Below are 25294 nucleotides of genomic sequence, written 5' to 3'. Positions count from 1 at the left end.
TTATTTTACCCCGTCTTTTGCATGCGTCGGTCAAAAATAGCCTCGTCGTTTTGCTGGTACACAGTGATTAGCTGGCGCAGGGCGCCTTGCATCATCTTCAGTGGCACCAGGGTAAAATAGACCGAGGCGATAATCACCATTACAGGATCGGCAAACACGGCGTATTCTACCAGTCCTGCATAGCTCAGCGCGGAGGCGACAATAAATCCCGCCATCACCGCGCCACTGATCACCGAGTCCATCAACCATTGTTTCGATTCCGCCTCAATCAGTGCCGACTTAGATTGGTTGCCACGTTTGGCAAGCAGCCAATAGGTGCCCAGGCAGCCGACAAGGTTGATCACGGCGAATACTAATGCCAGTCCGGTATCTACCTCGCGGCCTCCCGCTAAAATGGCCAAAACCGCCGAGATAAAAGAGGCGCCGCACATCAGGGTAATGGCAAAGCCCTTAAAGGCGATCACCGCCGGCTCAATCAAGTTGATATTCACATTATGCTGACCAGCCTTGGGGGAGCGGATATACCCGGCGGCAGCCAGGGAAATAAGAGTTAGAAACAGGCTAACCAGCGAGTAGGCGCCATCGAAGAGGATCACCAGTGAGCCCATCCAGACTCCCAGGCCTATGCCCATAAGGGCAAACACTAAGGCCGACGCGGTAGAGAAGGTTAATAATTTTTTCTCTAAAGAAATACTGCACGACATACCCACCTCTATTTTGGCAATTTTTCGTCAGCTATCGCTGGCGTTTTACTTGTTGGCTTAGATTTTATAGTGGGTTTGGCTATTCCCATAATCGCTGAGCGACGATATTATCGGCGCTGGTTGCCATGGCTTTATTTTGCTCTTTTTGCCTTGGCTGCAAACTAGTTAGATTTCAATGGATTTGTGCGGGTGTAATTGATGAAAATAAGCCAGTTGGAAATGTTTCTCGCCATCAGCGAGTCGGGTTCTATTGCCGAGGCCGCGCGGCGGCTGGGGAAAAGCCGCACCACCTTGAGTTCGTCATTAAGTGCGCTGGAGGATGAGCTTGGCGTTGAGCTCTTAGAGCGCAGTGGTAATCAGGTGATGCTTACCAATATCGGCCAGGTGATCAAGAACGATTGTGAGCGTATGGTGATGATAGCCAATGATATTTCCGGGCGCTGTCAGCAACATTTGCAGGGGGTTGAGTCTGTTCTGCGCATCGCTCGGGACGATGCCTTGCCCGAGTCTTATTGGCGCCAGCTTATTCATGATATGAGTGTGCAGTTTCCCGGCACCAGCGTGTCTGTGTATATGGCGCCGCCGCCGGAGCTTAACGATATGGTGGAGCAGAATATGGTTGATATCGCCTATTGCTTATTACCTCATAGCAACCGTTTGCCGAACACTCATCATGTTAAGTTGGGGGAAATTCGCATGATGACGGTGGCCAAAAGCGATCACCCCCTATGTAAGCTCTCTCAGGTTGTTCGCTCTGACTTGGCTCGCTATACCGAATTTGCCTTGGCGACCATAGACGATGAGGGGTTACGCGCCGTGTCACCAGCCTCAAGTAATTATATTGCCCTGCCGTTTTATGAGCATCTGCGCAATGCGGTGCTCGATGGCACGGGCTTTTCCAATGTGCCCTCGGTGCTGATCAACCCCTATCTGCGCGATGGCAGTGTGAAGGTGCTCAACTATGATCAAGCGATGCAGCGCCAGGCCTATGGCATGATCCAAAATCGCTATAGTCAGCTTGGCGGCTTGACCCAATGGCTGGCCGAACAGCTGGAGGACTATTTAAGTGAGGGCTAGGCTAGCTAAGCATGCGGCAGCAGCGAATGCAGCAGGTTTTCCATCTCCTGTTGTGTCATAAAGCAGGGTACAGGGTAATCCGGGTGCGCTTCCGCCAGTGCTTGCTTGGCAATTAGAGGGATCTCCTCGGCTTTTAAATCTGAAATGCTGTGTGGGATAGCCAGCTCATCCAGCAGCGCATAAATTCTATCGCGCAACTGGGCGGCACTGCTTTGCTCGCCTAGAGTATGCTTTGCTAATTGCTCCAGACTGGCATCGACTCTATCGCCATAAAAATCCAAAATGGGTCTAAGCACCAGAGCATTGGCTAGGCCATGACCTAGGCCGTAAAAAGCCCCTAGCTGATGGGCGATGGCATGCACATAGCCGACCGAGGTACGGGTAAAGGCTTGACCGGCAAACATGGCGGCCCAGAGCATGTCGGTGCGGGCGCCTAGGTCGTGAGGCTGGTTGTAAGCCTTGGGCAGCGCGCCGAGAATAAGCGCCACGGCTTTTTCACTTTTACCACGCGTATAGGCGCTGGCATTGATGCCAATATAGGCTTCAAGAGCATGGGTAAGCGCATCTATGCCTGTGCTGGCCGTTAGCCCCGGCGGTAAGCCTGTGGTGAGCTCGGGCAAAAACAACACGCCCTTGGGCACCAGGCAAAGGTCATTGATGGAAAACTTAAGCTTGCGTTCGGTATCGCTGACCACGGCGGCTACCGTCACCTCGGAGCCGGTGCCTGCGGTGGTGGGGACAACATACACAGGGGGCAAGGTGCGCAACACCTTAAACAGCCCGTGCATTTGTCGTAACGACTTTTTGGGGCGAGCAATACGTGCGGCGATAAGCTTGGCGCAATCCATGGCCGAGCCGCCCCCAATGGCCAACAGGGTGTCGCATTGGTTTGCCTGGTAGCAGCGCACGCCTTGCTCTATCTGTTCGATACTGGGGTTGGCGCCAAGGTCGCTAAAAATAGTCACCTCAATGTTATTGGCAATTAGTTGCTCCTGCAAAGAGGCATGTAAATTAAGGGCGATAACACCCGGGTCGCTTATCAGCAGGATGCGTTTACACTTTTGCGCACACAAGTGAGCCAGCCATTGCTCAATGGCCTTATCACCATAAAACACATGGGGCTCGGGAATGGGCAAGAGCATGGCCGCCAGGCGTAAACCCAGGTGATAGGTCCGATAGAAAAGGTGTTTAACAGCCATGTTTCCTCTGTTCTAACTTGTTGAATAAAAGCCTGTTCTTAATAAAAGCAAATTTAGGTACTAAACACCAGAGCAGAAGCCAGGAGGTCACTTAGGGTGGCAGGTTTGCGCCGAAATGAGTTAGAGCCTAACCAGATAGCGTTGCACGCATTTATCGCCGACCTCTATTTCTGAGTCGAGCCGGCCGCCGCAGGCGATGATGGTTTGGCCAGATACCTGATTATCCTTGTAGCAATGGATATGCACCTCATTGACCTGGCGCTGCTGCAAAAACGCAATGGACTTGGCCATCAGCACCTTGCCCAAACCAAGCCCGCGTTGACTGGGGCGAATGCTTAAGCCAATATGGCCACCGCAATGAGCAATGGCTTCATTGAGGGTATGGCGAATATTGGTGACCCCGATGATTTCACCCTTATCGACCAACCACAGGGTTGAGCTGGGCACAAAGCCTTCAGGCAGGTTTATGCCTTTGGCAAATTCATCCAGCCGTGCCAGTAGCGCGGGGAAATCCTGATGCTCAAAATCCAGTGGAAAAGGATAGCGCTCTTCATCGCCCAACTCGGCGATATAGTCGCGGTAGCTTTGTGCAAACTCCAGGCTAGGGGTGACTAACTTCATGAATCAACCTAATTTATTGAGAAACATAAGAAACCGAGCATATATCATACCTCTTCAATTAAATAGCTAATCATTCTAGCGGGCTAGCTGAGACTCTTCTTGTGGTAAACTAAATTTTGATCAATTATATTGCGCACAATCTAAATGAGGTTTCTTATGTCTATCTACGAATTTTCTGCGACCAATAACAAAGGCGAAGAGGTGGCCTTATCCAGCTTTAAGGGTAAGGTGATGTTGATCGCCAATACCGCGAGCAAGTGCGGTTTTACGCCTCAATACCAGGGCTTAAATGATCTATATAAAGACCTGCAAGCCAAGGGGCTGGTGGTGCTAGGTTTCCCTTGCAACCAGTTTGGCGAGCAAGAGCCGGGCAGCGATAGCGAGATCAGCGAGTTTTGCGAGCTGAACTATGGCGTGTCTTTCCCCATTATGAGCAAGATAGACGTTAATGGCGCGGGTGCTCATCCCTTGTTTGACTACCTCAAGGCTCAGGCCCCGGGCCTGTTGGGCACCAAGAAGATCAAATGGAACTTTACCAAGTTTCTGGTCGACCAAAACGGCAAGGTGTTAAAGCGTTATGCACCACTGACCAAGCCCGAAGCGATCCGCGCCGACATCGAAGCCCTGCTAGCGAGCTAAACATGAGCATGGATCAGGATCTCTATTTGCAAAACCAGCTGTGTTTTAAGCTCTATACCGCTTCTCGGCTGGTGATCCGCGGTTACCAGCCGATGCTGAAAGACCTTGGGATCACCTACCCCCAATACCTAGTATTGCTGGTATTGTGGCAGGCTAACGAGCAGGGACAGTTGCCTTTAAGCTTAAAGGCCCTGGGTTCACGTTTGCATCTCGACTCGGGCACTCTAACGCCTTTATTAAAGCGCATGCAGCAGCTTGGCTTGCTCAGCAGAGTGCGCAGTGAACAGGACGAGCGGCAATTGCAGATTGCCTTGACGGAGCAGGGCATAGCCCTGGCACCCAAGGCAAAAAAATGGCGGGAAACACTCAGTGAGGGCCTAGAATGCCAACGGCCAGCGCTGACGCAGCTGGCCCAGCAGCTCGATGAGTTTATTGCCCTGCTGGAAAGGAATGACCTGAATCTGTCATTTAACTAAATGAAAAATATGATATGTTTTTAGCCAATTACATTGAATGAGCACTCGCTTATGAACAGCGTCTGGCTATTAATTGGTTTGGCTGTGGCCCTTATCATCATGATTACCTTCGCACGGCGTGGGCTTTGGGCAAGTCGAAAGGGTTATCCCCTGTTGCTTGCCAGCTTCCCCCTTTATTACTGGCTTTTTGCTCTCTGGGCCATGGACTTTCAGGCGTTGCTCTATGAAGCGGCCACCGCCGTGGTCTTTTTTCTGCTCGCCGGGTGGGCCATTAAAAGTCGAACACCTGTCCGTTGGTGGCTGGTGGGGCTCGGGATGTTTTTGCACGCTGGCTATGACTTCTTTCACGATAGTCTCTTTAGTAATGCCGGCACGCCCACCTGGTGGCCAGAATTTTGTGGCATGGTGGATCTTGTCTTGGCCCTGTACTTATGTGCGCTGGCGACCAGTTCTGGATCGCTCAGACTGCCCGGGCAGCGCCTGACCTACAAAGAATAATGACGGCGCGCCACTACAAGGCGGCAAAATAAGCTAAGGTTAATAAGGAAAATTAACCTTAAAGAAAAAGGACTTATGATGAAAAAACTATTCCTAATTTTAAGCCTGATGGTGACCAGTCTAAGTTGGGCCGGGCAAACGCCGAGCGTCGAAGTGGCTAAATCCTGGTTAGGCGGTATAGATGCAGGTCAATATGGGCAAAGCTGGGATGAGGCGGGTGCGCTTTTTCAGGAGCAGGTTACCAAGGAGCAGTGGCGGGATATTATCAAGGCGGTGCGCGCGCCCTTGGGTAAGGTTATCAGCCGCACCGAATTGGGCCGTCAAAACTTTACCTCTTTGCCAGGCGCCCCTGAAGGCGAATACCTGGTGCTGCAATTTAACACCGAGTTTGCCAATAAAGCCGGTGCCGTGGAAACCCTGACTTTGAGTAAAACTCAGGAGCATTGGCGCCCGGTGGGTTACTTTATCAAGTAGCCACTGCAGTTCAAAAATAAGCCTATTTAGGCCCAGGCGTAAACAAATCAAGGAGGAAGCATGAAGGCGATACTCAGCATTGATGGTGGTGGTATTCGGGGATTGCTTCCCGCCCTAGTGTTGGCGCAAATCGAAACCCGGCTTGGTCGTCCCATTGCCCAGTGCTTTGATCTGATCGCCGGCACGTCGACCGGGGGAATTCTCGCTTTGGGCCTAGGTAAGGATAACGGTGAGGGGATACCGCAATACAGTGCCCAGGCGCTTGCGGATATGTATGAACAGCACGGTAAGGAAATATTTTCACGCTCTTTGTGGCGAGGTGTTTCCTCGGTCGGTGGACTGCTCGATGAAACCTATAGCCATACTGGCCTAGAGCGCCTGCTTAAGCATTACTTTGACGATGAGCCCCTGGGGGCGTCGCTGACCCGATTACTGCTTACCAGCTATGACATTCATAACCGCAAGCCTTTGTTTTTAAAGAGTTGGCGTCAAGAGCATCGTACCGTACTGATGCGCCATGCGGCGCGGGCTACCTCCGCTGCTCCCACTTATTTTGAACCCGCTCATATCCCAGTTGATGGTGCCAAGCGCGCCCTGGTCGATGGCGGCGTGTTTATAAACTCGCCCTCGGTGTCGGCCTATGCCGAGGCGCAGCGCATTTTCCCCGAAGAAAAGGAGTTTCTGCTTGTCTCTATCGGCACTGGCGAGCTTAATCGTCCCATAGAGCTGCGCGATGCCAAGGATTGGGGCAAGGCAGGTTGGGTGGCTCCTTTGCTGAGTTGTATTTTTGATGGGGTGGCGGATGCCGCCGACTATCAAATGGATAAGCTGCTCGGGGAAAACTACTATCGCTTGCAAACCACTTTGGACATTGCTTCTGATGATATGGACGATGTCACCCGGGGTAACATCGCCAATTTAAAATCCGAGGCCGCCAGGCTACTGAAAACAAGTGCGGCCGAGCTTGATGCGCTCTGTCAGCGTTTAGCCAACAAAACTTAGTGCCTTAGGGTTAAGCCCTTGGGCTAAGCCCTAGGTGTGTGATGCTTCTGCTTCCTTATCGCTCTTGCTCTCTGGCTGCATCGAGCTGCCGATGGAGGCGATGATCACCAGGGCGATGGCCAGCCATTGCAGTGGCGTTAGTAATTCGCTGAGGATCATAAAACCGGCCAGCGCGGCAATGGCGGGCTCCATGCTCATCATCACGCTAAAGCCCTGTGCCGGCATATTGCGCAGCGCCACCATTTCCAGCGTATAAGGCAGGGCGCTGGACATAATCGCCACTAAAAAGCCCAGCGGGATAACTTCCCAGCTCAGTAGCGCCATGCCTTGATGGGCGGCACCGTAAGGCACCAACACAAAGGCTGCTACCGTCATGCCCAAGGCCACTGTGCGTCCCCCGGAGCTTTGGTTACCTGTGCGTTTTCCAAATAAAATATAACCAGCCCAACAGGCACCGGCGACAAGCGCTAGGGCAACACCCACAGGGTCTAGGCCGGTCTCGGCGTCGATTTCCGGCAATAACAGAATGATACCGGCAATGGCAAAGGCGACCCACAGCAGGTCCCGTTTACGTTTTGAGCTCAGCAGGGCCACCGCCAGTGGCCCAGTGAATTCCAATGCCACGCCTATGCCCAAAGGAATACGTTCGATGGCGTAATAGAAGGCGATGTTCATGCCGCCTAAACACAGGCCGTAAACGATAATGCTACGCCATTGCTGACCCTGGGGCAGGGCTTTCCAAGGTCGAAAGACAAGACACAAAACCAGGGCCGAAAACCCCAGGCGCAGCGCCGTGGTGCCCTCGGGACCGATCAAGGGAAACAGTTGCTTAGCGATGGAAGCGCCGGACTGTATGGTAACCATGGCCAGTAAAACACAGCCTATGGCGGTCAGTAGCACACGGTGGTGAGCAAAAAACATGTTGAAAACCCGTGTTTAATGAAGTGGCGCTAGTGTAGCTAAGCACCTTGTTTGGGTAAATACTGCAAAGCGCCACTGGTCGTGTTTTTATTGGTTTTGGTCTTACTCTGGGATGATGTTGGGTCGAACAGGGCCTTGGACTACCCTTGCGGCGGCTGCATTGTTACACTGCGAGATTCGTTATTGGTTTTCGCCGCAGGAGAATTGGGTGTCGCATCAGTTAATAAAGTTTGCTGCTTATGGGCTCTTGTTTGTGCTCGGCCTTGGGCTGACCCATACCCTGACGCAGGAGCAGTTACTGGAGCAAAATAAGGAGCGTACCGCCCGTCATGCTTCGGCTTTGAAGGATTATATCCAAAGCGAATTTGGCCGCTATAGCACTATCGTTGCGTTTTTAAGTGAGAGCACCTTAGTGCAACAGGCCCTTAAAAGTGCTCAAGAAGGCAACGTTGCCGACCGCTATCTAAGCGATGTGCAACAGGCCAGCGGCGCCTCCGATATCTACCTACTCAATGCCGAAGGGACAGTGGTAGCCAGCAGCAACTCACATCTGCCGCACAGTTATAAGGGCAATAACTTTGCCTTTCGTCCTTATTTTGACCGGGCCATGGCCGGCGAAACCGTGATTGATTTTGCCCTCGGGCAACGCTCCATGCGCCGCGGTTTTTATTTTTCCAAGGCGGTGGATTTTGTTGGTGGCGGTCGAGGCGTAATTGCGCTTAAGGTCAACGCCAGTAAATTTGAAACCGATAAGGCCCGTTTGGATACGGGGGAAAAAAGCCATTTTGCGCTGCTTGATGCCAATGAGGTGGTGTTGCTCTCCGATAATCCCGACTGGCAATTGCGCGCCAGCAAAGCGCTTAGCGCCGAGAAGCAGCAGCAAGTCGCACAGTCACAGCAGTTTTTAGGGCAAGCCATTAATCCCCTTGATTGGCGCTGGTTGTCGGACCAACCTCAGTTTGACTCCCAGCCCAGTGGCCAGTTGATCACCAAGCAGCGCAGGTATCTGGTCAGTAGCTCGACTCTGGCGGATACCTCCTACCGACTCTTGATGCTCAGTCCCATAGTGCCGTTTAATGAGGTGCATGCGGCGCGCCTTGGACTAGCCATGTTGCTGCTCTTACTCTTGATAGTGTTGATCGAATATCTCTCGGTCAAGGTCGCTGGCTACCGGCAACTCTTGTTTAGCCAACGCTCCCTGGAAGAGCAGGTGCAGGAGCGCACCCAGGAGTTGGAGCAGGCGCAGGACGCGCTTATTCGCGCCACCAAGCTGGCGACCATAGGTCAGTTGAGCGCCAGTGTGAATCATGAAATCAATCAGCCGCTTAGTGCCATGAGTGCTTATGTGGCCGCCTGCAAGCGCCTGTTGATGCGCGCCGAGCCGGATAAGGCGATGGAAAACCTGCAATTGATTGAGCAATTGATCCGCCGCGTGCACGCCATTGCAGCCCAACTTAAATCCTTCAGTCAAAAGCGTCCGGTGAAGATGCAACGCATCTCGCTACAACAAAGCGTACAAAACGCCCTCTTGGTGGTTGGCCCCGAGCTTAAAAAACACCATGTCAGCGTGCAGGAGTCCGGACTTGAGGTACCCGTGTGGGTCGACCCTTATCAGTTTGAGCAGGTGTTGGTAAATCTGCTCTCCAATGCCTGTCAGGCCATGGAGCACGCTCAGGATAAATGGCTGCGCCTGGAGGCGAGCAGCAAGGAGGGCAAGGTGTACTTGTCCATTATCGATAATGGCCCTGGCATCGACCAACATGCCTTAAGCACCATTTTCGAACCCTTCTATACCACCAAGTCGGAACATGGTTTAGGCTTGGGGTTGTCAATTTCAAAACAAATTATCGAATCTTTTCAGGGTAATCTCAGCGCTCATAATCACCACGATGGTGGCGCCGAGTTTTTGCTTAGCCTGCACCAACAAGAGCCACAGCTATGAGCCGAGAAAAAACCATTTACGTTATTGATGACGAAGCCAGCATTCGTCATTCGTTGCAACAATTGCTCGAACTCGAAGGCTATCGGGTGCAATGTTTTGACGATGCCGCCAAGGCCTTGCACAGCCTTAATCGCAGTTTCGCCGGGGTGGTGCTTAGCGATATCAGTATGCCGAATATGGATGGCATTAGCTTTTTGCAGCAGGTGCAGCAATTCGACTCCGAGCTGCCGGTGATCTTTCTTACTGGCTATGCCGATGTCAGTATCGCGGTGAAGGCCATGCAATTGGGGGCCTATGATCTCTTTGAAAAGCCGATTACCGAGCAGCTGCTCGATTGCCTGGCGCGCGCCTTGGACAAGCGCACCCTGGTGTTGGAAAACCGCGAATTAAAACGCCAGGTGCAAAAACAATCGGCCCCCGGGGTGAGAATCTTGGGCGAGACCCAGCAAATGCAGCAGATGATGCAGTTACTCGATGCGGTAATAGACACCCCGGCGGATGTCCTTATTGAAGGGGAAACCGGCACCGGCAAGGAGCTGGTCGCCCGTTATCTGCATGAGCAAAGTCAGCGTGCCAAACATCACTTTGTCGCCATTAACTGTGGTGCCATTCCCGAGCAATTGATCGAAAGCGAGTTGTTTGGCGCCGCCAGTGGTGCTTACACCGGCGCCAATCAGGCCCGCGAGGGTAAGTTTACCTATGCCAACGGCGGCACGGTTTTTTTAGATGAAATCGAGGCCATGTCGCCAAGCTTGCAGGTGAAACTGCTACGGGTGCTGGAAGAGCGCCAGGTGACGCCGGTGGGCAGCAATCAGGGCATTGAGCTGGATATTCGCGTGGTGGCCGCCACCAAGGTGGATTTACAAACCCTGGTCGATGCCGGGCAGTTCCGCGCCGATCTCTATTTTCGCTTGAATCTGGTGAAGGTACCGATCCCGGCGCTGCGTCAGCGTAAGGCGGATATTCCGCTTTTGTATCAGCACTTTTTATCCATTGCTGCGACCCGCTTTCATAAGCCTACCCAGCCGCTCAGTGAGGAGTTGCGTGGTCGGTTAATGCAGTATGACTGGCCGGGCAATGTGCGCGAGCTGCGTAATCATGCCGAGCGCACCTTGCTGCTGGGAGAGCAGTTGGCGCAGCAATCCGTTGGCACCCAGGAGCAGGAAGTGTTAAGTCTGGCGCAAAAGGTGGCCTATTACGAGCAGTCACTGATCGAGGATGCCCTAGCGCAAAGTCAAGGCAGTATTAAAGAGGCGATGGCCTTGTTGCAGATACCGCGTAAAACCTTGTACGACAAGATGGCCAAGTATGCACTACAGCGCACCATGTACACCTAAGCTGTGTGTGGGTTTGGTGATAAATACGTAATTCTGTGTGCGGAAATCCGCACATTTATCTTGGTCTTTTTCGCTGGTTTATTGGTAAGTCATTGTAAAATAGCGTTTTAAAAAGTTGGTTAGGTTTTTGTATGTGTCTTTGTTAACAACAAGTAGGATACAGCAATGATAAAACAACTTACATTTACCAGCGCCGCCATGCTTATGGCCGGAGCCACCACGGCCCACGCGGCCGACTATGATATCTATGGCAAGGCCGAGGTGCAGATTGCCCACACCGACAAAGGGGTGATGCGCTATACCGAGGAAGGCACCCAGATAGATGCACCTTTTTCGCGCATCGGCGTCAAGGGTCAGCATGCCCTCAACGACACCACCCAATTAGTTTTTAAATACGAGGTACAGGTGAAGGGGTTTGATGGCGACTCAACCAATGATCCATTTTCCGCCCGTAACACCTATGTCGGCGTGCAATCTCAATATGGCACAGTGCTGGTGGGACGCAACGACACCCGCTTTAAATACTCCGAGGGCAAGGTTGATCAGTTTAACGAAACCCAGGGCGATATCGCTCAGGTATTGGCCGGGCAATCTCGGGTTGGCGACAGCATCACCTACAGCACGCCGAAGTTTGGGCTTTGGGCGGTGGCGGTAACCTGGGTTCCTAAAGATGACAGCAACAGCGAAGACAATGGTGTTGCGGCGCTATTAAGCTATGGCGACCGTGCGCTTAAGCGCACCCCTTATTTTGTTGCCTTGAGCTACTCCGATGCTTTGGGTGATTTACAGGCCTCTCGGGTAACGGCCGCCTATCGCTGGCAGCAGCTGCAACTGGGCGCCATCGTCCAGCGCAGTGAAAACCTGGCCGGCGATAAAGAGGGCGATGGCCTGGTACTGAGTGCGCGCTACTGGCTCAGCGACGCCTGGCAGCCCAAGTTGCAATACAGCCGCGATGACAGTGGCCTGCGCCATGAGGGCGATGCCGAGCAGTTTACGGTGGGCGTCGACTACGTGGTCGACAAGCAAACCACCTTTTATCTCCTTGCCAGCCAATTGGAACTCGATACCAGCGATGACACCAGCACCGCTTTGGGTCTAAAGTATATGTTCTAAGGGGAGCGACAAATGACCGAAAACAAACCAAATAAAATCAATCGCCTGGTCTTCTTATGGCTAGGGCCTCTGGTGATGCTGCTGACCTGTTTAATCGACCCGCCGAGCGGCATGTCGGTGGCGGCCTGGCGCACAGCAGGTTTAACCGTGTGGCTGGCCTCTTGGTGGGTCACCGAGGTGGTGCCCATTCCGGCGACCTCCCTGTTGCCTTTGGTGGTGGTACCCCTGGCCGATATTGCCTCCATTAAGGCCGTAGCCGCGCCCTATGCGCATCCGCTTATCTATCTGTTTTTAGGTGGCTTCTTGCTTTCCATCGCGATGGAGCGCTGGGGCCTGCATAAGCGTATTGCTCTAACTACTTTGTTGTTGGCGGGCAGCAAACCCAGCACCCAGATCATGGCCATGATGCTGGTTACTGCGTTCTTATCCATGTGGATGTCGAATACCGCCACTGCGGTGATGATGTTGCCCATAGCGCTTTCTGTCGTTCATTTATTGCGCGATAACGGCAGCGAGTGCGATAACTTTGGCAAGGCGCTGCTCTTATCTATCGCCTATGGAGCCAGTATCGGCGGTATTGCCACACTGATCGGCACCCCGCCTAATGCGCTGATGGCCGCTTATTTGGCCGACAGCTATAACATAGAAATTGGTTTTGCCACTTGGATGTTGATTGGTGTGCCGCTGTCTGTGGTAATGCTGGCCTTGACCTGGCTGTGGCTCACCAAGGTGATGTACAAGGTGGATAAAACTGCGGCCCAGGTTGAAACCCGAGGCATGTTTAAGCAACAGCTTGCAGCACTGGGTAGCATGTCTCGCGCGGAGAAAGGCGTATTAGCCGTGTTTGCACTCGCCGCCGTCAGCTGGGTATTGCGCCCCTTGCTGGCCAAGGCCACCGGGCTGGCTATTTCCGACACCGGTATTGCCATTGCCGCAGCGCTGTTGCTGTTTATTTTGCCCGCCAAAAAAGACAGTGAGGAGCGTATTCTTGACTGGGACAGCGCCGCCAAGGTGCCTTGGGGGATCTTATTGTTGTTCGGCGGGGGCTTAACCCTGGCGGCCAAGATTAAGTCATCGGGCCTGGCCGACTACATTGCCAATATGCTCAGTGGCGCCGGGGCCATGGAACTGGCATTGGGGATTTTAATCGTTACCGCGCTTATCACCTTCTTAACCGAGATCACCAGTAATACCGCGACCGCCGCCGGTTTCTTGCCATTGCTTGGCCCGGTGGCCGAGTCCATTACCGGCACGCCTTTGGTGTGGGTGATCCCCGCAGCCATCGCTGCCAGTTGTGCCTTTATGATGCCGGTGGCCACGCCACCTAATGCCATCGTCTTTGGCTCAGGCGAGCTCAAGATCAAAGACATGATACGCGCCGGTTTTGCGCTGAACCTAATAGCAATTGGTCTTATCACCCTGGTGACCTTAACCCTGGCCCCCTTAGTGCTGGGCTTCTAAATTCTATGGTTAACAGACTTTAGAGAAAAATCTTTCCTAACCAAGGGCCGCCTAGCGGCCTTTTTTATTGCTTGATTTTAGGACGTTGTTTTAGGCGATCAGCTGGCGATATTGCGCCGGAGTTAGGGTGGTAACTTGCTTAAAGGTGCGCCGGAATGAGGTTTCATCGCCATAGCCCAATCGATCTACTACCTCCTTCACCGACAAACCCTGGTAGGTGATGAGATCGCACGCCTGCTGAATTTTTACCAAACGCATAAATTGCGCCGCCGATGCGTCCGTGCCGTTAGCGATGCGCCGCGCCAGGGTGCGGGTCGACATATTCAGTGCAGCGGCGAAATTGTTCAGGGTTAAATCCTGCGCCGGCGTTTGTTCAACCCAGCGATAGGCACGTGCCACTTCTGGCGATTTTGATTTTATCATCTCGATACGCTGCCAGGGCAAGGCGGCTTTTTGAGGTCGGGCGATCACCATGAGTTTATTGATTTCGGCGAGAATAGCGGCGCCACAATGACTTTGGATCAGCGTATTGGCAATGGCCAGATAGCCCTGTACGCCACTGGCGGTGATTAACTCTTGGTCCTCTACCTGGGTGTCGTTAAATTGCCAATTAACGCCTGTAAAAGCGGTGCTAAGGTATTGGGCTAACCACCAGGTGGCGGTGGCGCGGCGGCCTTCCAGCTGCCTGCTGGCGGCCAGCAGACACACCGCGGAGCAGTAGCCCCAGAGCTGGGTCGTTGACGCCAGCCGACTGAGCGTGTCGATCAGCTCGCGATTTACCGCCAGCGCTTTTGCGCAATCCTGCTCCGAGCTGGCCCAGAAGCCAGGCAATAAAAGGGCATCAAACTGGCCCTCGGCAAGGCTGGTTTGGGGCTCAATAGTGATGCTGGGGCCCTGAGAGGCCAAGGTCAGGGTGACGGGGGTGCCGTCGACGCTGGTAAAGACACATTCGAAGGTGCGTTGCTGCGTTCTCTGATTGCACGCGGTGAGTATTTCGGCAAAGGCCATCAGGCCCGAGGGGATGCAGCCGGGGTAAACAACAAGACCTATACGCATAGTTGGCAATAATTGCATTAATTGTGACTTAGTTGGCCATATTAGGTGCCGCGATGGCGAAATACAATAAGGTCATTGTTACTTTTTCGAGCACGCCAATGAAAATTACCCAAATACGTAATGCCACAGTGATCATTGAATATAAACAAGTGACCTTATTGGTGGACCCCATGCTGGCGCCCCAGGGCAAGGCGCCAGCGCTTAAATACCTGGGAGTAAAGCGGCGCAAAAACCCACTGGTGGAGTTGCCGGATAATAGCGAGGAGTTACTGGCCAAGGTCAGTCACTGCTTGATCACCCATTGTCAAAAAGGACATTTTGATCATCTGGACCGTGCCGCGGTGCGCTGGTTAAGGCAAAAGCAACTTCCGGTGCTGGCCTCTAACGCCGATGAGGCGTTTTTAAAAAAGCGGGGTTTGCATGTGATGCCCTTGTCATCGCGCTCAGCTAATGCCTTTGCCGGCGGGCTTATAGAGTTGGTGCCCTGTGTTCATGGTCATGGCTTGGTGGGGAAGCTGATGGCCCATGGCGTTGGTTATTACATTGAAATGCCGGGGGAGCCCAGTGTCTATATCACCGGCGATACCCTGCTGACAGAGACCATTATCGACTTTGTGCAATCCCGACAGCCCGATGTGATCATTGCTCCGGCAGGTGGTGCCCGTTTTGATTTTGGTGGCGAAATCATTATGGGTGCCGAGGATGTGTTGGAGCTGGCATCCATCGCTCGTGGTCAGGTGATAGCCAACCACCTGGAAGCGCTGGATCACTGCCCGGTAACCCGTTTACAACTGGGTGAGGCGATGCTGGATGCCGATCTGGGCGAGCGCGTGCTGATCCCCGATGACGGTCAGACCTTGGCATTTTAACGGTGCCTAACGGCTGGCTTAATTTTTGGAGGCAATATCGTGACTCATATCATTTGTTTTGGCGATAGTATTACCCGGGGCGAAAACGACGCGGCGGCAGGCGGCTGGGTTGACAGGTTAAAAGCGAGAGAAATTTGTCGCTTTGTGACCGGCTCACGGGCCGAAACCTGTGTGTTCAATATGGGCATAGGCGCAGAGACCAGCGATGGTCTGGTGCAGCGCTTTGCGAATGAGCTCGCGCCGCGTATGGCTGCGCCGCATATGGCTGCGCCACATATGGCTGCGCCGCAGCGCACCTTTGTTACCCTGGCTTATGGCGCTAATGATGTGGCGATTACGGCGCAGCAGCACAGCGTACCCCTAGCGCGTTTTATAAGCAATTTGCGCATCTGTATCGAACATGCCCAGGAGTTGGGCGTACAGCCGATATTGATCAATATTCTGCCCGTTGCCCAATACTTGGATGGTGTTCCCAATAACCTAGGTAAGCGCCGCCTGAATACGGATATAGCCAGTTATAATCAGGCCTTGGCGCAGTTGGCCGAGGATACCTCGGTGCCGCTTATCGATGTTGCGGCCTTGTTTTCCAATAGTCGGGGCGGGTTTGGGCTCTTGACCGCCGATGGCGTGCACCCTAACAGCGCCGGACACCGGCTGCTGTTCGAGTGCATTTATAGCCATTTGGAGCACATTACGCGGGTGGAGATGGCAGCATCAGTGGATATGCAGCTCTAGCTTATTATCCAGTATGGGTAGCAGGGCGCGCTCGCGACGTAAGTCGTCCTGTTCATGCTCCAGGCGATGGCGGCGGTGTTTAAGTTCGCGGCGCTGCTCGCGGGTGAGCTCCTCAGAGTGCAACTGCCAGTGAATGTGTTTCAGTTCGTCGTCAATCTGGTTGAGGCGCGAGGATATTTCATGGCGATGGCGGTTCACCACGTATCTGTCATGGCCTTGTTGCCAGGCGAGGCGAAATTCTTCGCTGCGACAAATGGGGTTATAGTCTCTGCCATTAAGGCCTTGGGTAAAGGCGTTTTCCGGCTCACAGTAATCTTTCAGGCCTTCCTGGTGCCCGCGCTTATAATCTTCCAGGGTTGGGCGCACACCGTATTCCAGGCAGTCGTAAATAATGTTTTTACCATTGGCCAAGGAGCGACCCTGCTGACCATGACTGAAGCCGATATCGAACCAGTCCCCCCGTTCGCACTGCTGCTGCGATATGCTGGAGCAGCCGCTGAGCAGTGCCAGCATTATTATCATTAATCCGGTTCGGACTAAACCCATAGTGAAATCCCGTTGTAGTTATTATTGAAATACCGACTTTAAGTGGTATCCAGTGCCGTCAAAACGGCATAAATTAGGGGTAATTTACCCAAGTTCAGTGAGTTATTAAAGAGTAGCGAGGATGAACAAGCGCTGTTTTTAAATTAACAGCGCTGCCTGACGGGCCCTGAGTGAGAGCCAAAACATCTGAGTTAGCGGGCAAACAACAGGCTTAAGCGGCGCTTGAGTTCGGGCTTATCGAGCTGGCCGTAATAGAGCAGCAGGTCACTTTTACCGTCGTCGTTGATATCCGTGCTGCTAATATGGCTGCCGGATTGGGGCAGGGCGAGTTTTTGCTTTTGGCTGCGGGCAAAGGCCTGCTGGCCTTGGTTAAGGCGATAGACCAGGGTGTCGTTATCTTCGGAGAACAGCAGGTCTTTGCGGCCATCGCCATTGATATCGGCGAGCATGACCAAGGGTTGACTGGCGCGGCCCTTGCTGATGCTGAAGTTCATTTCCGTTTCATAGTCCAATGACGGCTTTTTCGGGAACTGGCCTTGGGTGTTTTGCCAATACAGCAGAATATCCTGATCTATGCTGCTGGCGAGCAAGGCTGATATCACTTGCGATACCCCGAGCTCAAAGCTGGCGACCATCACTTCCAGGCGGCCATCGCCGTCGATATCTTGCAGTTGCAGATCGGTTAAGGTGCCCTCGGCGCTGACCGTGGTATCTGCTTTATTGGCATAGCTTAGTTGGCGCTGTTTATCCAGGCTACCGTAATAAATTTCGTAATCATTGCTTCTATCGAACACCCCGGAGCTCTTGGTGTAGCGCACCACTAAATCAGGAATGGCATCGCCATTGATATCTTCAAAACGCTCTAATTTGCGGTACCTAAGGTCGCTTTGGTCAAGGGGCTGGCCATCATCATCGAGCTGATCCCACCAATCTATGCTGTAGATGCCACCACGGATCGCCAGTTGCTGATGTTCAAAATGGCGGCCGTGGGCGTAGTAAAGGTGCAGCTTGCCCTCGTGCAAATTGGCGATATCAAGGCGACCGTCTTGGTTAAGATCTAAGGTAAATACCTGCGCCGGTGAGGCGTTGAGTTCGACGCCATTGAGTACGCTGTGGCTGCCAATATCCAGGCTCACCTTTTTATGGCCACCTTCGTGTTGTGAAAGCCATACATGCAAGTCGGTGAAATCCGCGAGCATGATGTCGCTGTCGCCATCGTTATTAAAGTCATGGATAAAGTCGATTTGGCGCATAAAGTTACTGCGCTCAATACGATAAATAGAAGACACATCGGCAAAGGCAAACAGGCGTGGTTCGCCTTGTTGCTGTGGATACTGATAGCGACCGACATGATCATGGGCTAAAAAGTATAGCGTGTGCTCGCTCTTTTCCTGCTCACTGATATCGTAAGCGAAATACTCTTCGCCGATGGCAAAGCGGTCCACCTGTTGTAGCCTGCCATCGACCACAGCCAGCACCGCCACCTGATGGGCCTTGGCTTCATTGCGACCAAAGACCACGATTTCCTTGCCTGGATGAGGCGTGAGATCGGCGCTCAGCGGTGTACGACTGATATTAAAATCAAGATCTATGCTCAGAGCTTGGAATGGTTCCCCCTGAACGGATGCGGCCGCCACGGGCGTTGCCATAAAAGCCAATGGCAGGCTGGCCAACAGTGCTGTGTGTAGAAATCCCTTCATGATCAACTCTAATAGTTCGCATTATTTCTACTACAGTGCCAACAGCGGCACTCGAGTGCAAGGGTCAATATGTAAGCAAGTGTTCAAACTGTGCAAGCAAGCGTTGGCACCATGCGAGCAAGCGTTAACGCTTAGTCGGTGTTTTTATGAAAGTCCGCCAGCCAGCGTTGCCATTGGCTGTCATAGCCCTGCATATGGCGATGTTGTTTGGAGTTAAGATGGCCCTCGCGGTCTCGCTCGCTTTGAAACGGGCCGGCGCGGCACAGCAAGCAGCAGTGGGGGTCATCAAGATGATGGCGGCGATGGCAATGCGCGCTTATCTCGCTGTCGGCATTGAGGGCGTAGGTGTAGGTAATGCCTAGTGTGTCTTTAACATGCTTGTCGCGGTCGACATTACGCACTTTGTAGCCTGGGAAACGGCGTAAATCAAATTGCTGCTCACCTAAGAAGTGCATCGGCGTATGCGATGTTAAGGCATGGTCTAAGCCCCAATGACTGTAGGGTTTAACGTCTTTGGAGGTGATGTAGCACAGGCCCGCGCCTTGAGGGGCGAGGGCATAACGAGCGCTGTTGAGCAGATACTGGTGCAACAGGGCGCGATTGAGAATATTCAAGCCGCCGTTTTGTTTTGCCGCGGCAAAGGCCTGCTCTGAGCCGAGCTGGCTTAACAGCGGAAATTGGAAAATAACCAGATCGAAGCGCTTTTCACCCAGGCGCTGCCAGCTTTCGGTGGCGGTGACGTCAAATTCAAAATCAAGGCTGACCTTTGCGGCGCGCAGCGCATCTATGCCGTGGTGCTGGTATTTATCGCGCAGCGTTGTTTCGCTGTCGTACACACTGCCGTGTAATTGCGACGCCGGGTAGAAATCCAATAAAGCCTTGGTGAAGGTGAGATCGCCATCGCCTACGGTTAACACCCGCCAGTTGCGCTGCAAATACATGATTACTTATTCACCTTGTGGCTGCGGCTCGTCGCGGCGCAGAGCCCCGGCTGCATATAAACGCGCCTTGAGTGATTCGATGGCGATTTGGCGAATAAGCACATGCAGGGCAATCAGGGCGGCAATGGCAAAATGCACCGGACCATGAGTGAAGCCCAGCTCCGGGTTATAAATGGTGGCGCCAAACATGATAAACAGCAAAACCATGGCAATTTCCAGCAGTTGATTGCTGTAGAAGGTGAGTTTGCCTTCACGCTTGTGGTCTTTTTTAATGTTTACCGCGCAGAAAAACGGGATTACTTTCACCTTAAAGGCGGCATTTTTTTCAACGTAAATTTCACCGATCTCATCCAGGGCGCGGCGCAGGGCATCTATCATAATTTTGCTCGTATTCTGTTAGGCCGGCGCAGTGTAATGCATAGGCGCCGGACTGTCTAAGGGTTCAGTCGAGAAGGCTGGCGATCATCAGCAGGTGGGTTACAAACACCACGGAAGTCAGCACAAAGCGCATCTTGCGATAGTCCTTATGGTGCTCTTGCCAAGCAGGCGCCTTGACCTCAAACAGTAACACCAGCCAATAGCTGGCACTGAGCCAGGCCAGGGTGAAAATGCTGTTGCCTAACGCCAACAGCGGAATGGGTAAAATTGGCACTATGGCGGCAATGGCGCGGCCGTGGGGCTGGTTGCCCGGGCGCCACAGCTGACCGGCTAAAAAGCTGACAATGGCGATACTGTAATAGATAAATAAGGGGGCAACCGACTCGCCCTGACCGGATAATAAGGTCCAGCCCTGCATGGCCAAAAAGGGCAACAAACCCAAATAACCCAGTTGAATATGATTTACATAGCGCTCAATAGCCACAAATAACTCCGCAAATTAGCAACCTACCAATTGTACGTGCCAGCGGGCACTAAGTTCAATAATCTTTCCGCCTGCTTTTATTGGGCAATTGCCAGCGCTGCAAGGTGCTGTTAGCTTAAGGGTTGAGCAAATTAATAAGAAGGGGATAGGGATATGCAGGTTCATTTTGTAACCCAAGATCAGGATTACCCAGGAGAGCACTCTGAGGTACTTGAAGTCTTATTGCAGTTGCGTGGCCAATATACACTGGAAACCTTGGCGGCGCAGGTGAAAAAACAACTGGCCCAGGGTTACCAGCTGGTGTATGTGCAAGCCGATAGCGGAATTTTGGCGGTGGCCGGCTTTGTGGTCACAGAGAAACTCGCCTGGGGCAAATGCATTTATATCGACGACCTGGTAACCAATAGCGCCTGTCGCAGCCAGGGCGTCGGGCATTTCCTGATAAGCTGGTTTAAGGACTACGCTAAGGCTAATCAATGCACGCAAATCCACCTCGACTCGGGTGTCCAGCGCTTCCCCGCCCACCGTTTTTATCTGCGTGAGGGCTTTAATATTGCCAGTCATCATTTTTCTATGCTGGATGTGTGAGGGGTTTACCAATGACCGTGCTCTGTGAAACCGAAAGATTAATCATCAGGCAACTGGATTTGGGTGATGCCGACTTTATCTTGCGCTTACTCAATGACGAGTCCTTTATACGTTATATCGCGGATAAAAATGTTCGTACGCACCAAGATGCGATAAATCATCTAACGAATGGCCCCATGGCCAGTTACAAGACCAATGGCTTTGGCCTGAACCTGGTGCAGTTAAAAGGTGAATCAACACCCATAGGCATGTGCGGGTTATTAAAAAGAGAAGAGTTGGAGCATCCGGATTTGGGCTACGCGTTTTTACCCGAATTTTGTGGCAAGGGCTACGCCCGGGAGGCGGCCGAAGCCGTGTTAAAACAAGCTGTGGCTGAGCATAGCATGTACACCATTTTAGCCGTTACCGCTCCCAATAACCTAAGATCCATGCACTTATTGGAAAGTATCGGCTTTAATTTAACAGGCACCAAGGAGCTGTATGGCTTAGAAAATAATCTCTATGAGTATCACGGCCGATAGATCGCTAGCACAATGACTCAAGTTAACACTCTCACCCTCGCCATCTATACCGGCATTGTTGCCCTTGTAGTTGGCGCGATCGCCTTCACCCTTAGTTGGAATCTGTGGGATTACTGGGGCGGCCCAATGCCTGGAATTCAGGTGTTGCTGTTTCCCGGAAATTTGACTCTGATCCATGTGTGGCACCCTTTATTCACAGAAGAAGTGAGTTTTTGGCCTAAGCTCGCGCTGCTTTTTATTGGCCAGTTTGTCGTTGTTACCCTGGTGGCGGCCCTTTTTATCGGCCCGGTTAGAAAGTTTAATTGCCTCTTTGCCCATGCAAACCGCTAGCGCGCGTTTCGTATCAGGGAGATGATAACGTGTTTGCTTGCATTGAAGACTTTGATGGGGGTGTTTTGGTTGGGGCGACAAAGTACCAAAATAATTTATAACAAGGCGATCCGCCGCGTTAGCTATTTTTTAAATTTAAGGAGCTACACTTGGAAAAGGTGTTAGTCAGTGCGTGTTTGCTTGGAAACAAGGTTCGCTACAATGCGAGTTGTTTATCTGTGCCAGAGTCTGATTTAAATTGGCTGCAATCACATGTTGAACTTGTGGTTTGTTGTCCCGAGGTCTCGGCAGGTTTACCCATTCCCAGAGCCCCGGCTGAAATAATCGCAGGTCAAGGAGCTGACGTCCTGAAAGGTGCTGCGAGTGTTGTTGGCAAGGATGGTGTTGATGTCACTCATCGGTTTATTGCTGGCGCAAACAATGCGTTGAAACTATGCCAAGAACAACAAATAAAGTACGCGGTGCTCGCTGAGGGCAGCCCCTCCTGCGGTAGTGCAAAAATCTACGATGGTACATTTAGCGGCACTAAAATAGATGGTTTGGGAGTAACGGCCGCATAACTAGAACGTGAGGGTATTCGCGTATTCAGTCAATATACCATAGCTAGCCTCAGAGCAGAGCTGGAACAAGATAGCTAACACGGCGTGATATGTATGGGTGAAAAAACGAATCAATTAATTGAAGTTTTAACCGAGCTTCGACAGTTAACATCAGAAGATGACCAAGAGCATTGGGTTAAATTTTTGCTCCTTGCTGAAACCCGATTAAAAAAGTCTGACTTTTCAGGGATAGAGCATTTGTTGGCTGGCTATGGCGGGCTGGGTTCATTTAATGATGTTTGGATCCAATCAAGCAAAGAAAAAGATGAAAGGTTTTGTTTTTTAAGGTCCAAGGCTTGGGACCTGGCAAATTACATTAAGGAAAATCATGAATTTATCACTTAATAAGGTGCTGAAGTTATGTCGGACTTTGCCCTCAAGGTGATGGGGACGCGCTAAAGTACAGCCCCTTAGTGGCGCGTTAGGCTGAACCCAAATTACGGAGATATAAATTATGCTCGGTGTAAATGAACTTACTGCTTTTTTCGGTTGGTGTACGGTAATAAATCTGGCTTTTTATTTGCTGTCCGCATTTTTTATTTTGGTATTTAAAGATTTCACTATTAATCTTCACAGTAAAATTGCAGACGTCGCGCCTTCCGAATTGCCACGTATATACTTTAATTTCATGGGTAATTATAAATTAGGTATATTGCTTTTAAACCTTACACCCTATATCGCACTCAAGTTAATGGCATAGATAAAGCTCAGCATAATAAGGTGTTAAGGTGGAACTGTGAAACAAGCCTCTGATGCCAGGGAGTAATAATGAAAATCGTAGAAGGTGATTTAATTAAGCTCGCCCTGGCTGGTGAATTTGATGTCATCATTCATGGGTGCAATTGTTTTTGCACCATGGGGGCAGGTATTGCAAAAGCAATAAAAGCTGAATTTCCTGAAGCATTCAAGGCCGACCTGGATACTGAAAAAGGTTCAAAACAAAAACTGGGTACTTATTCTCAAGCTAGTGTTGTAAGAAACGGTAACACCATAACTGTCATCAATGCTTACACCCAGTTTAATGGGCATGGACGCGGTGTAAAAGCAGACTACCAAGCAATCCAAAGTGTCTTTTCGCGGCTTAAAAAAGAGTTCAGTTGCTCTCGCTTTGGCTACCCCTTAATTGGCGCTGGGCTGGCGGGCGGTGACTGGAATGTCATTTCGCAAATTATTGAATCTGAGCTTGCCGGTGAAAACCACACCCTGGTGAAATTCGCACCCTAACGAACTTTGACCTGCAGTTTTTAGCGCGCCACCATGCACCTTAATATAGTCCAGTTAAAGTGAATCGTGTACCGTGGAAGGTATCAAGCTTGCAAGGTAAGCTGTCTTGTAAGGAATTACTAATAACCTATTAGGCATCTGAAATGTTGATTCAAAGAGTTCTATTATTTGTGGTTACCATTGGGGTTACATTATCCGCAGGTGTAGCTGGTATATACGGTGGTGAAGCTGTTGCAGTTAAGTTATTTGGCCCAGAAATATTGATTGGCCCATACACAGCTTTATCACCAAAGTTGTGGGTGCTAATTCTGTTTTTTGGATTGGGTGCACTTGTCTCTGGCTTTGGTGTTATTACCTTGCTGGTTATGCCTCTGAAGTTCATGTTCCCTAACTATAGAAAGCCTTTCTCATGGATGAAAAAGCCTTCAAAAAGGGAAATACTCATTCTAAAGTGGTACGCTGAAGGGCTTAAAAAGTATACGGATGATTTGGAAAGAAATGCCTAGCAAGGTTGTCAAGTTTTCTCCAGCCCTTCGGGCCTGCGCGGTACAGCCAAGCCGTTGGCTTGTATGCCCTTCCAACGGCGTTGATATCAGTTTTTAGCCATACCCATTCACCAAAAAACGCAGACGATCAGGTATCGATCCTCCCGTTTAGATTTGCGCTGCGAAGCCTTGCTTGGGACGCTCGTAGCCCAACGTCACAAGATCTATCGGCAAACGCCTCGCCCGCAGCCAAAGGCGCTCTAAGTAAAGCCATTAATGAGGTAAATCCAGCTCCACCACCTTATCGATAACAAAGCGGCGCATAGCTTCGCCATCGACCAGCTTGTACTGCACCTGACGCATTTTCTTCGTTTGTCCGGCATTGGTGTCGCTTTCGCCATAAACAGGGAAACGCTGCACCAGAGAGGTTTCTACGATGGCGAACTCATCATGGCCCATGTAGCCGGCGCTGATCTTAGGCTGCTCGGTCACGGGTTGAAAATAAATCTGGCTCATGGATTTTTTGTTATTCACCGAATAGCCGATCACCTCACCATAACTGCCACTGCCATCGGATTGGGTAAAGACCAAGAGCTCGGGATAGCCATCGGAGTTTAAGTCTTCAATCTCGGCGCCCACCACACGGCCATTAATCCCATGGCTGACCGCCTCATTGCTGATGGATAAGCCAAAGGGCGCTATGGTTAGCCGGTTTTCACCTTCGCCCTTAAAGGAGGTGACATTAAAGCCAATGCCTTGTAACACCAGAGTTTTATTGAAGATGCTTTGGTCCAGCTGGCTGTTGTCCAAAGGCTCACTCAGTTTGCTGTAGCCGCCCTTAATTGAGGCGCCGCCGGAGCAGAAGAAATTAAGCATGCCTTCGGCTTCTGGCTGTTCTGTGCCTATCTCAATGCCTTGCGCGGTGAAGTCAAAGAGTATGGCGGTGCCCTGGGTTTCGGCCTTATAGCGGGTGTCGCTTAATCGCTGTGCCGTGCCCGTGTAGGTACAGGTCGGGCGCTTTCTATCGATACGAGAGCGTATTGATACATTGATTTGCTCGGGGCCGCTTTGACTCACCTGGACCGCCATCCAGTCATAACCTTGGTCGCGTTTGTGGTATTCGCCACTGACATAATTACCTGCAGGGCTGAAAGTTGCTGTTTGTGTAGTTGTTGGCGCGGTCGAAGTCGCGTTTTCCTGTGCCTGTGCCTCGGTCTTATCTTGTTTGGCTGCTAGCGGCTCGTCCTGACAGGCTGCCAGGGCAATGCTTAAGGCGACAATAAGGGTCTTTTTCATCATAAGTTAAATCTTGCGGCTTGTTTCTAAACTAGGTATCACGCCAATCTAACATAAAACATCGACTGTACCCAGTGA

At 51.6% G+C, this 25294-nt stretch carries 31 protein-coding genes; 20 read left to right on the top strand and 11 right to left on the bottom strand.

Features of this window, described 5'->3' with window-relative positions; genetic code table 11:
* Positions 1–5: 5 nt before the first annotated feature.
* Entirely contained in the window at positions 6–704 is a 699-nt protein-coding gene (locus C2M34_RS11300; RefSeq protein ID WP_105258808.1) for a cation transporter, read from the bottom strand.
* A 198-nt stretch (positions 705–902) separates the two neighbouring features.
* On the opposite strand from C2M34_RS11300, the gene C2M34_RS11295 reads away from it, so the two are divergent.
* Entirely contained in the window at positions 903–1781 is an 879-nt protein-coding gene (locus tag C2M34_RS11295) for a LysR family transcriptional regulator (protein WP_105201598.1), read from the top strand.
* 5 nt (positions 1782–1786) lie between these two features.
* Here the strand turns inward: C2M34_RS11295 and C2M34_RS11290 are convergent, their stop codons facing one another.
* Together C2M34_RS11290 and C2M34_RS11285 are read right to left on the bottom strand one after the other, a co-directional pair.
* The gene (locus C2M34_RS11290) at positions 1787–2980 is read right to left on the bottom strand and encodes an iron-containing alcohol dehydrogenase (RefSeq protein WP_105258807.1); all 1194 of its coding nucleotides are present in this window, start codon (positions 2978–2980) and stop codon (positions 1787–1789) included.
* A 120-nt stretch (positions 2981–3100) separates the two neighbouring features.
* Entirely contained in the window at positions 3101–3601 is a 501-nt protein-coding gene (locus C2M34_RS11285; RefSeq protein ID WP_105201596.1) for a GNAT family N-acetyltransferase, read from the bottom strand.
* 156 nt (positions 3602–3757) lie between these two features.
* On the opposite strand from C2M34_RS11285, the gene C2M34_RS11280 reads away from it, so the two are divergent.
* From C2M34_RS11280 to C2M34_RS11260, 5 genes are all read left to right on the top strand, one after another.
* On the top strand, positions 3758–4240 hold the full coding sequence (locus tag C2M34_RS11280) for a glutathione peroxidase (protein WP_105201595.1): 483 nt from the start codon (positions 3758–3760) through the stop codon (positions 4238–4240).
* Between the two features lie 2 nt (positions 4241–4242).
* Positions 4243–4716: a MarR family winged helix-turn-helix transcriptional regulator gene (locus C2M34_RS11275; protein ID WP_105214393.1), complete on the top strand. Its 474-nt coding sequence runs from the start codon at positions 4243–4245 to the stop codon at positions 4714–4716.
* A 51-nt stretch (positions 4717–4767) separates the two neighbouring features.
* Entirely contained in the window at positions 4768–5214 is a 447-nt protein-coding gene (locus C2M34_RS11270) for a hypothetical protein (protein ID WP_105214391.1), read from the top strand.
* A 78-nt stretch (positions 5215–5292) separates the two neighbouring features.
* Positions 5293–5688, top strand: coding sequence for a DUF4019 domain-containing protein (locus C2M34_RS11265; protein ID WP_105214389.1), 396 nt, complete (start codon positions 5293–5295; stop codon positions 5686–5688).
* 60 nt (positions 5689–5748) lie between these two features.
* The gene (locus C2M34_RS11260; protein ID WP_105201590.1) at positions 5749–6690 is read left to right on the top strand and encodes a patatin-like phospholipase family protein; all 942 of its coding nucleotides are present in this window, start codon (positions 5749–5751) and stop codon (positions 6688–6690) included.
* Between the two features lie 30 nt (positions 6691–6720).
* Here the strand turns inward: C2M34_RS11260 and C2M34_RS11255 are convergent, their stop codons facing one another.
* Positions 6721–7611, bottom strand: a complete 891-nt coding sequence (locus C2M34_RS11255; protein WP_105201589.1) for an EamA family transporter — start codon at positions 7609–7611, stop codon at positions 6721–6723.
* A 208-nt stretch (positions 7612–7819) separates the two neighbouring features.
* Here C2M34_RS11255 and C2M34_RS11250 point away from each other — a divergent pair, with 208 nt between their 5' ends.
* The 4 genes from C2M34_RS11250 (at position 7820) to C2M34_RS11235 (ending at position 13464) form a co-directional block, all read left to right on the top strand.
* Positions 7820–9553: a sensor histidine kinase gene (locus tag C2M34_RS11250; protein ID WP_158681436.1), complete on the top strand. Its 1734-nt coding sequence runs from the start codon at positions 7820–7822 to the stop codon at positions 9551–9553.
* Positions 9550–10890, top strand: a complete 1341-nt coding sequence (locus C2M34_RS11245; RefSeq protein WP_105201587.1) for a sigma-54-dependent transcriptional regulator — start codon at positions 9550–9552, stop codon at positions 10888–10890. The genes C2M34_RS11250 and C2M34_RS11245 overlap by 4 nt, the downstream gene beginning before the upstream one ends.
* A gap of 165 nt (positions 10891–11055) precedes the next feature.
* Positions 11056–12003 (top strand): porin, encoded by a 948-nt coding sequence (locus C2M34_RS11240; protein ID WP_105258805.1) that lies wholly within the window; start codon positions 11056–11058, stop codon positions 12001–12003.
* Positions 12004–12015: 12 nt separating this feature from the next.
* Entirely contained in the window at positions 12016–13464 is a 1449-nt protein-coding gene (locus C2M34_RS11235) for an SLC13 family permease (protein ID WP_105214383.1), read from the top strand.
* A gap of 90 nt (positions 13465–13554) precedes the next feature.
* On the opposite strand, the gene C2M34_RS11230 is transcribed toward C2M34_RS11235, so the two are convergent.
* Positions 13555–14538, bottom strand: a complete 984-nt coding sequence (locus C2M34_RS11230) for a GlxA family transcriptional regulator (protein WP_105258804.1) — start codon at positions 14536–14538, stop codon at positions 13555–13557.
* 35 nt (positions 14539–14573) lie between these two features.
* On the opposite strand from C2M34_RS11230, the gene C2M34_RS11225 reads away from it, so the two are divergent.
* Positions 14574–15389 (top strand): MBL fold metallo-hydrolase, encoded by an 816-nt coding sequence (locus tag C2M34_RS11225; RefSeq protein ID WP_199878790.1) that lies wholly within the window; start codon positions 14574–14576, stop codon positions 15387–15389.
* A 39-nt stretch (positions 15390–15428) separates the two neighbouring features.
* Positions 15429–16124, top strand: coding sequence for an SGNH/GDSL hydrolase family protein (locus C2M34_RS11220; RefSeq protein WP_158681435.1), 696 nt, complete (start codon positions 15429–15431; stop codon positions 16122–16124).
* On the opposite strand, the gene C2M34_RS11215 is transcribed toward C2M34_RS11220, so the two are convergent.
* The 5 genes from C2M34_RS11215 to C2M34_RS11195 all read right to left on the bottom strand — a co-directional run bounded on the left by C2M34_RS11215 (position 16104) and on the right by C2M34_RS11195 (position 20167).
* Entirely contained in the window at positions 16104–16670 is a 567-nt protein-coding gene (locus tag C2M34_RS11215) for a DUF2799 domain-containing protein (RefSeq protein WP_105201583.1), read from the bottom strand. The genes C2M34_RS11220 and C2M34_RS11215 overlap by 21 nt on opposite strands.
* A gap of 191 nt (positions 16671–16861) precedes the next feature.
* Positions 16862–18370: an FG-GAP repeat domain-containing protein gene (locus C2M34_RS11210; RefSeq protein ID WP_105201582.1), complete on the bottom strand. Its 1509-nt coding sequence runs from the start codon at positions 18368–18370 to the stop codon at positions 16862–16864.
* A 131-nt stretch (positions 18371–18501) separates the two neighbouring features.
* Complete coding sequence (locus C2M34_RS11205; protein ID WP_105214373.1) at positions 18502–19311, bottom strand: Rossmann-like fold-containing protein; 810 nt, start codon at positions 19309–19311, stop codon at positions 18502–18504.
* 6 nt (positions 19312–19317) lie between these two features.
* Positions 19318–19689, bottom strand: a complete 372-nt coding sequence (locus C2M34_RS11200) for a hypothetical protein (protein ID WP_105201580.1) — start codon at positions 19687–19689, stop codon at positions 19318–19320.
* Between the two features lie 64 nt (positions 19690–19753).
* Positions 19754–20167, bottom strand: a complete 414-nt coding sequence (locus C2M34_RS11195; protein ID WP_105258878.1) for a DUF3429 domain-containing protein — start codon at positions 20165–20167, stop codon at positions 19754–19756.
* Positions 20168–20326: 159 nt separating this feature from the next.
* On the opposite strand from C2M34_RS11195, the gene C2M34_RS11190 reads away from it, so the two are divergent.
* The 8 genes from C2M34_RS11190 (at position 20327) to C2M34_RS11155 (ending at position 23941) form a co-directional block, all read left to right on the top strand.
* Entirely contained in the window at positions 20327–20761 is a 435-nt protein-coding gene (locus tag C2M34_RS11190) for a GNAT family N-acetyltransferase (protein WP_105258802.1), read from the top strand.
* 11 nt (positions 20762–20772) lie between these two features.
* Positions 20773–21282: a GNAT family N-acetyltransferase gene (locus C2M34_RS11185; protein WP_105258801.1), complete on the top strand. Its 510-nt coding sequence runs from the start codon at positions 20773–20775 to the stop codon at positions 21280–21282.
* A gap of 12 nt (positions 21283–21294) precedes the next feature.
* Positions 21295–21612 carry a hypothetical protein gene (locus C2M34_RS11180; RefSeq protein ID WP_105258800.1) on the top strand — a complete coding sequence of 106 codons (318 nt, stop codon included), beginning with the start codon at positions 21295–21297 and terminating at the stop codon, positions 21610–21612.
* 158 nt (positions 21613–21770) lie between these two features.
* Positions 21771–22172: a DUF523 domain-containing protein gene (locus C2M34_RS11175; protein ID WP_234398813.1), complete on the top strand. Its 402-nt coding sequence runs from the start codon at positions 21771–21773 to the stop codon at positions 22170–22172.
* 93 nt (positions 22173–22265) lie between these two features.
* The gene (locus C2M34_RS11170) at positions 22266–22556 is read left to right on the top strand and encodes a DUF6966 domain-containing protein (RefSeq protein WP_105189144.1); all 291 of its coding nucleotides are present in this window, start codon (positions 22266–22268) and stop codon (positions 22554–22556) included.
* A gap of 109 nt (positions 22557–22665) precedes the next feature.
* Positions 22666–22911, top strand: a complete 246-nt coding sequence (locus tag C2M34_RS16045) for a DUF6868 family protein (RefSeq protein ID WP_105258799.1) — start codon at positions 22666–22668, stop codon at positions 22909–22911.
* A 68-nt stretch (positions 22912–22979) separates the two neighbouring features.
* A complete protein-coding gene (locus tag C2M34_RS11160) occupies positions 22980–23435 on the top strand; it encodes a macro domain-containing protein (RefSeq protein WP_105258798.1) in 456 nt (151 codons plus the stop codon).
* A gap of 143 nt (positions 23436–23578) precedes the next feature.
* Complete coding sequence (locus C2M34_RS11155; RefSeq protein ID WP_105258797.1) at positions 23579–23941, top strand: hypothetical protein; 363 nt, start codon at positions 23579–23581, stop codon at positions 23939–23941.
* Positions 23942–24193: 252 nt separating this feature from the next.
* On the opposite strand, the gene C2M34_RS11150 is transcribed toward C2M34_RS11155, so the two are convergent.
* Entirely contained in the window at positions 24194–25219 is a 1026-nt protein-coding gene (locus C2M34_RS11150) for a PliI family lysozyme inhibitor of I-type lysozyme (RefSeq protein WP_158681434.1), read from the bottom strand.
* Between the last annotated feature and the right edge of the window lie 75 nt (positions 25220–25294).

This window comes from Pseudoalteromonas sp. T1lg88 (genome assembly GCF_002964765.1).
GTDB lineage: Bacteria > Pseudomonadota > Gammaproteobacteria > Enterobacterales > Alteromonadaceae > Pseudoalteromonas.
Note: the sequence above shows the minus strand (reverse complement) of the source record. Positions and strands in the feature narration are given on the sequence as shown.

Excerpts from the sequence above, each read along its gene's own strand:
- C2M34_RS11300 (WP_105258808.1), bottom strand. The coding sequence starts at position 704 with ATGTCGTGCAGTATTTCTTTAGAGAAAAAATTATTAACCTTCTCTACC.
- C2M34_RS11295 (WP_105201598.1), top strand. The coding sequence starts at position 903 with ATGAAAATAAGCCAGTTGGAAATGTTTCTCGCCATCAGCGAGTCGGGT.
- C2M34_RS11290 (WP_105258807.1), bottom strand. The coding sequence starts at position 2,980 with ATGGCTGTTAAACACCTTTTCTATCGGACCTATCACCTGGGTTTACGC.
- C2M34_RS11285 (WP_105201596.1), bottom strand. The coding sequence starts at position 3,601 with ATGAAGTTAGTCACCCCTAGCCTGGAGTTTGCACAAAGCTACCGCGAC.
- C2M34_RS11280 (WP_105201595.1), top strand. The coding sequence starts at position 3,758 with ATGTCTATCTACGAATTTTCTGCGACCAATAACAAAGGCGAAGAGGTG.
- C2M34_RS11275 (WP_105214393.1), top strand. The coding sequence starts at position 4,243 with ATGAGCATGGATCAGGATCTCTATTTGCAAAACCAGCTGTGTTTTAAG.
- C2M34_RS11270 (WP_105214391.1), top strand. The coding sequence starts at position 4,768 with ATGAACAGCGTCTGGCTATTAATTGGTTTGGCTGTGGCCCTTATCATC.
- C2M34_RS11265 (WP_105214389.1), top strand. The coding sequence starts at position 5,293 with ATGAAAAAACTATTCCTAATTTTAAGCCTGATGGTGACCAGTCTAAGT.
- C2M34_RS11260 (WP_105201590.1), top strand. The coding sequence starts at position 5,749 with ATGAAGGCGATACTCAGCATTGATGGTGGTGGTATTCGGGGATTGCTT.
- C2M34_RS11255 (WP_105201589.1), bottom strand. The coding sequence starts at position 7,611 with ATGTTTTTTGCTCACCACCGTGTGCTACTGACCGCCATAGGCTGTGTT.
- C2M34_RS11245 (WP_105201587.1), top strand. The coding sequence starts at position 9,550 with ATGAGCCGAGAAAAAACCATTTACGTTATTGATGACGAAGCCAGCATT.
- C2M34_RS11240 (WP_105258805.1), top strand. The coding sequence starts at position 11,056 with ATGATAAAACAACTTACATTTACCAGCGCCGCCATGCTTATGGCCGGA.
- C2M34_RS11235 (WP_105214383.1), top strand. The coding sequence starts at position 12,016 with ATGACCGAAAACAAACCAAATAAAATCAATCGCCTGGTCTTCTTATGG.
- C2M34_RS11230 (WP_105258804.1), bottom strand. The coding sequence starts at position 14,538 with ATGCAATTATTGCCAACTATGCGTATAGGTCTTGTTGTTTACCCCGGC.
- C2M34_RS11225 (WP_199878790.1), top strand. The coding sequence starts at position 14,574 with ATGGCGAAATACAATAAGGTCATTGTTACTTTTTCGAGCACGCCAATG.
- C2M34_RS11215 (WP_105201583.1), bottom strand. The coding sequence starts at position 16,670 with ATGGGTTTAGTCCGAACCGGATTAATGATAATAATGCTGGCACTGCTC.
- C2M34_RS11210 (WP_105201582.1), bottom strand. The coding sequence starts at position 18,370 with ATGAAGGGATTTCTACACACAGCACTGTTGGCCAGCCTGCCATTGGCT.
- C2M34_RS11205 (WP_105214373.1), bottom strand. The coding sequence starts at position 19,311 with ATGTATTTGCAGCGCAACTGGCGGGTGTTAACCGTAGGCGATGGCGAT.
- C2M34_RS11200 (WP_105201580.1), bottom strand. The coding sequence starts at position 19,689 with ATGATAGATGCCCTGCGCCGCGCCCTGGATGAGATCGGTGAAATTTAC.
- C2M34_RS11190 (WP_105258802.1), top strand. The coding sequence starts at position 20,327 with ATGCAGGTTCATTTTGTAACCCAAGATCAGGATTACCCAGGAGAGCAC.
- C2M34_RS11185 (WP_105258801.1), top strand. The coding sequence starts at position 20,773 with ATGACCGTGCTCTGTGAAACCGAAAGATTAATCATCAGGCAACTGGAT.
- C2M34_RS11180 (WP_105258800.1), top strand. The coding sequence starts at position 21,295 with ATGACTCAAGTTAACACTCTCACCCTCGCCATCTATACCGGCATTGTT.
- C2M34_RS11170 (WP_105189144.1), top strand. The coding sequence starts at position 22,266 with ATGGGTGAAAAAACGAATCAATTAATTGAAGTTTTAACCGAGCTTCGA.
- C2M34_RS16045 (WP_105258799.1), top strand. The coding sequence starts at position 22,666 with ATGCTCGGTGTAAATGAACTTACTGCTTTTTTCGGTTGGTGTACGGTA.
- C2M34_RS11160 (WP_105258798.1), top strand. The coding sequence starts at position 22,980 with ATGAAAATCGTAGAAGGTGATTTAATTAAGCTCGCCCTGGCTGGTGAA.
- C2M34_RS11155 (WP_105258797.1), top strand. The coding sequence starts at position 23,579 with ATGTTGATTCAAAGAGTTCTATTATTTGTGGTTACCATTGGGGTTACA.
- C2M34_RS11150 (WP_158681434.1), bottom strand. The coding sequence starts at position 25,219 with ATGATGAAAAAGACCCTTATTGTCGCCTTAAGCATTGCCCTGGCAGCC.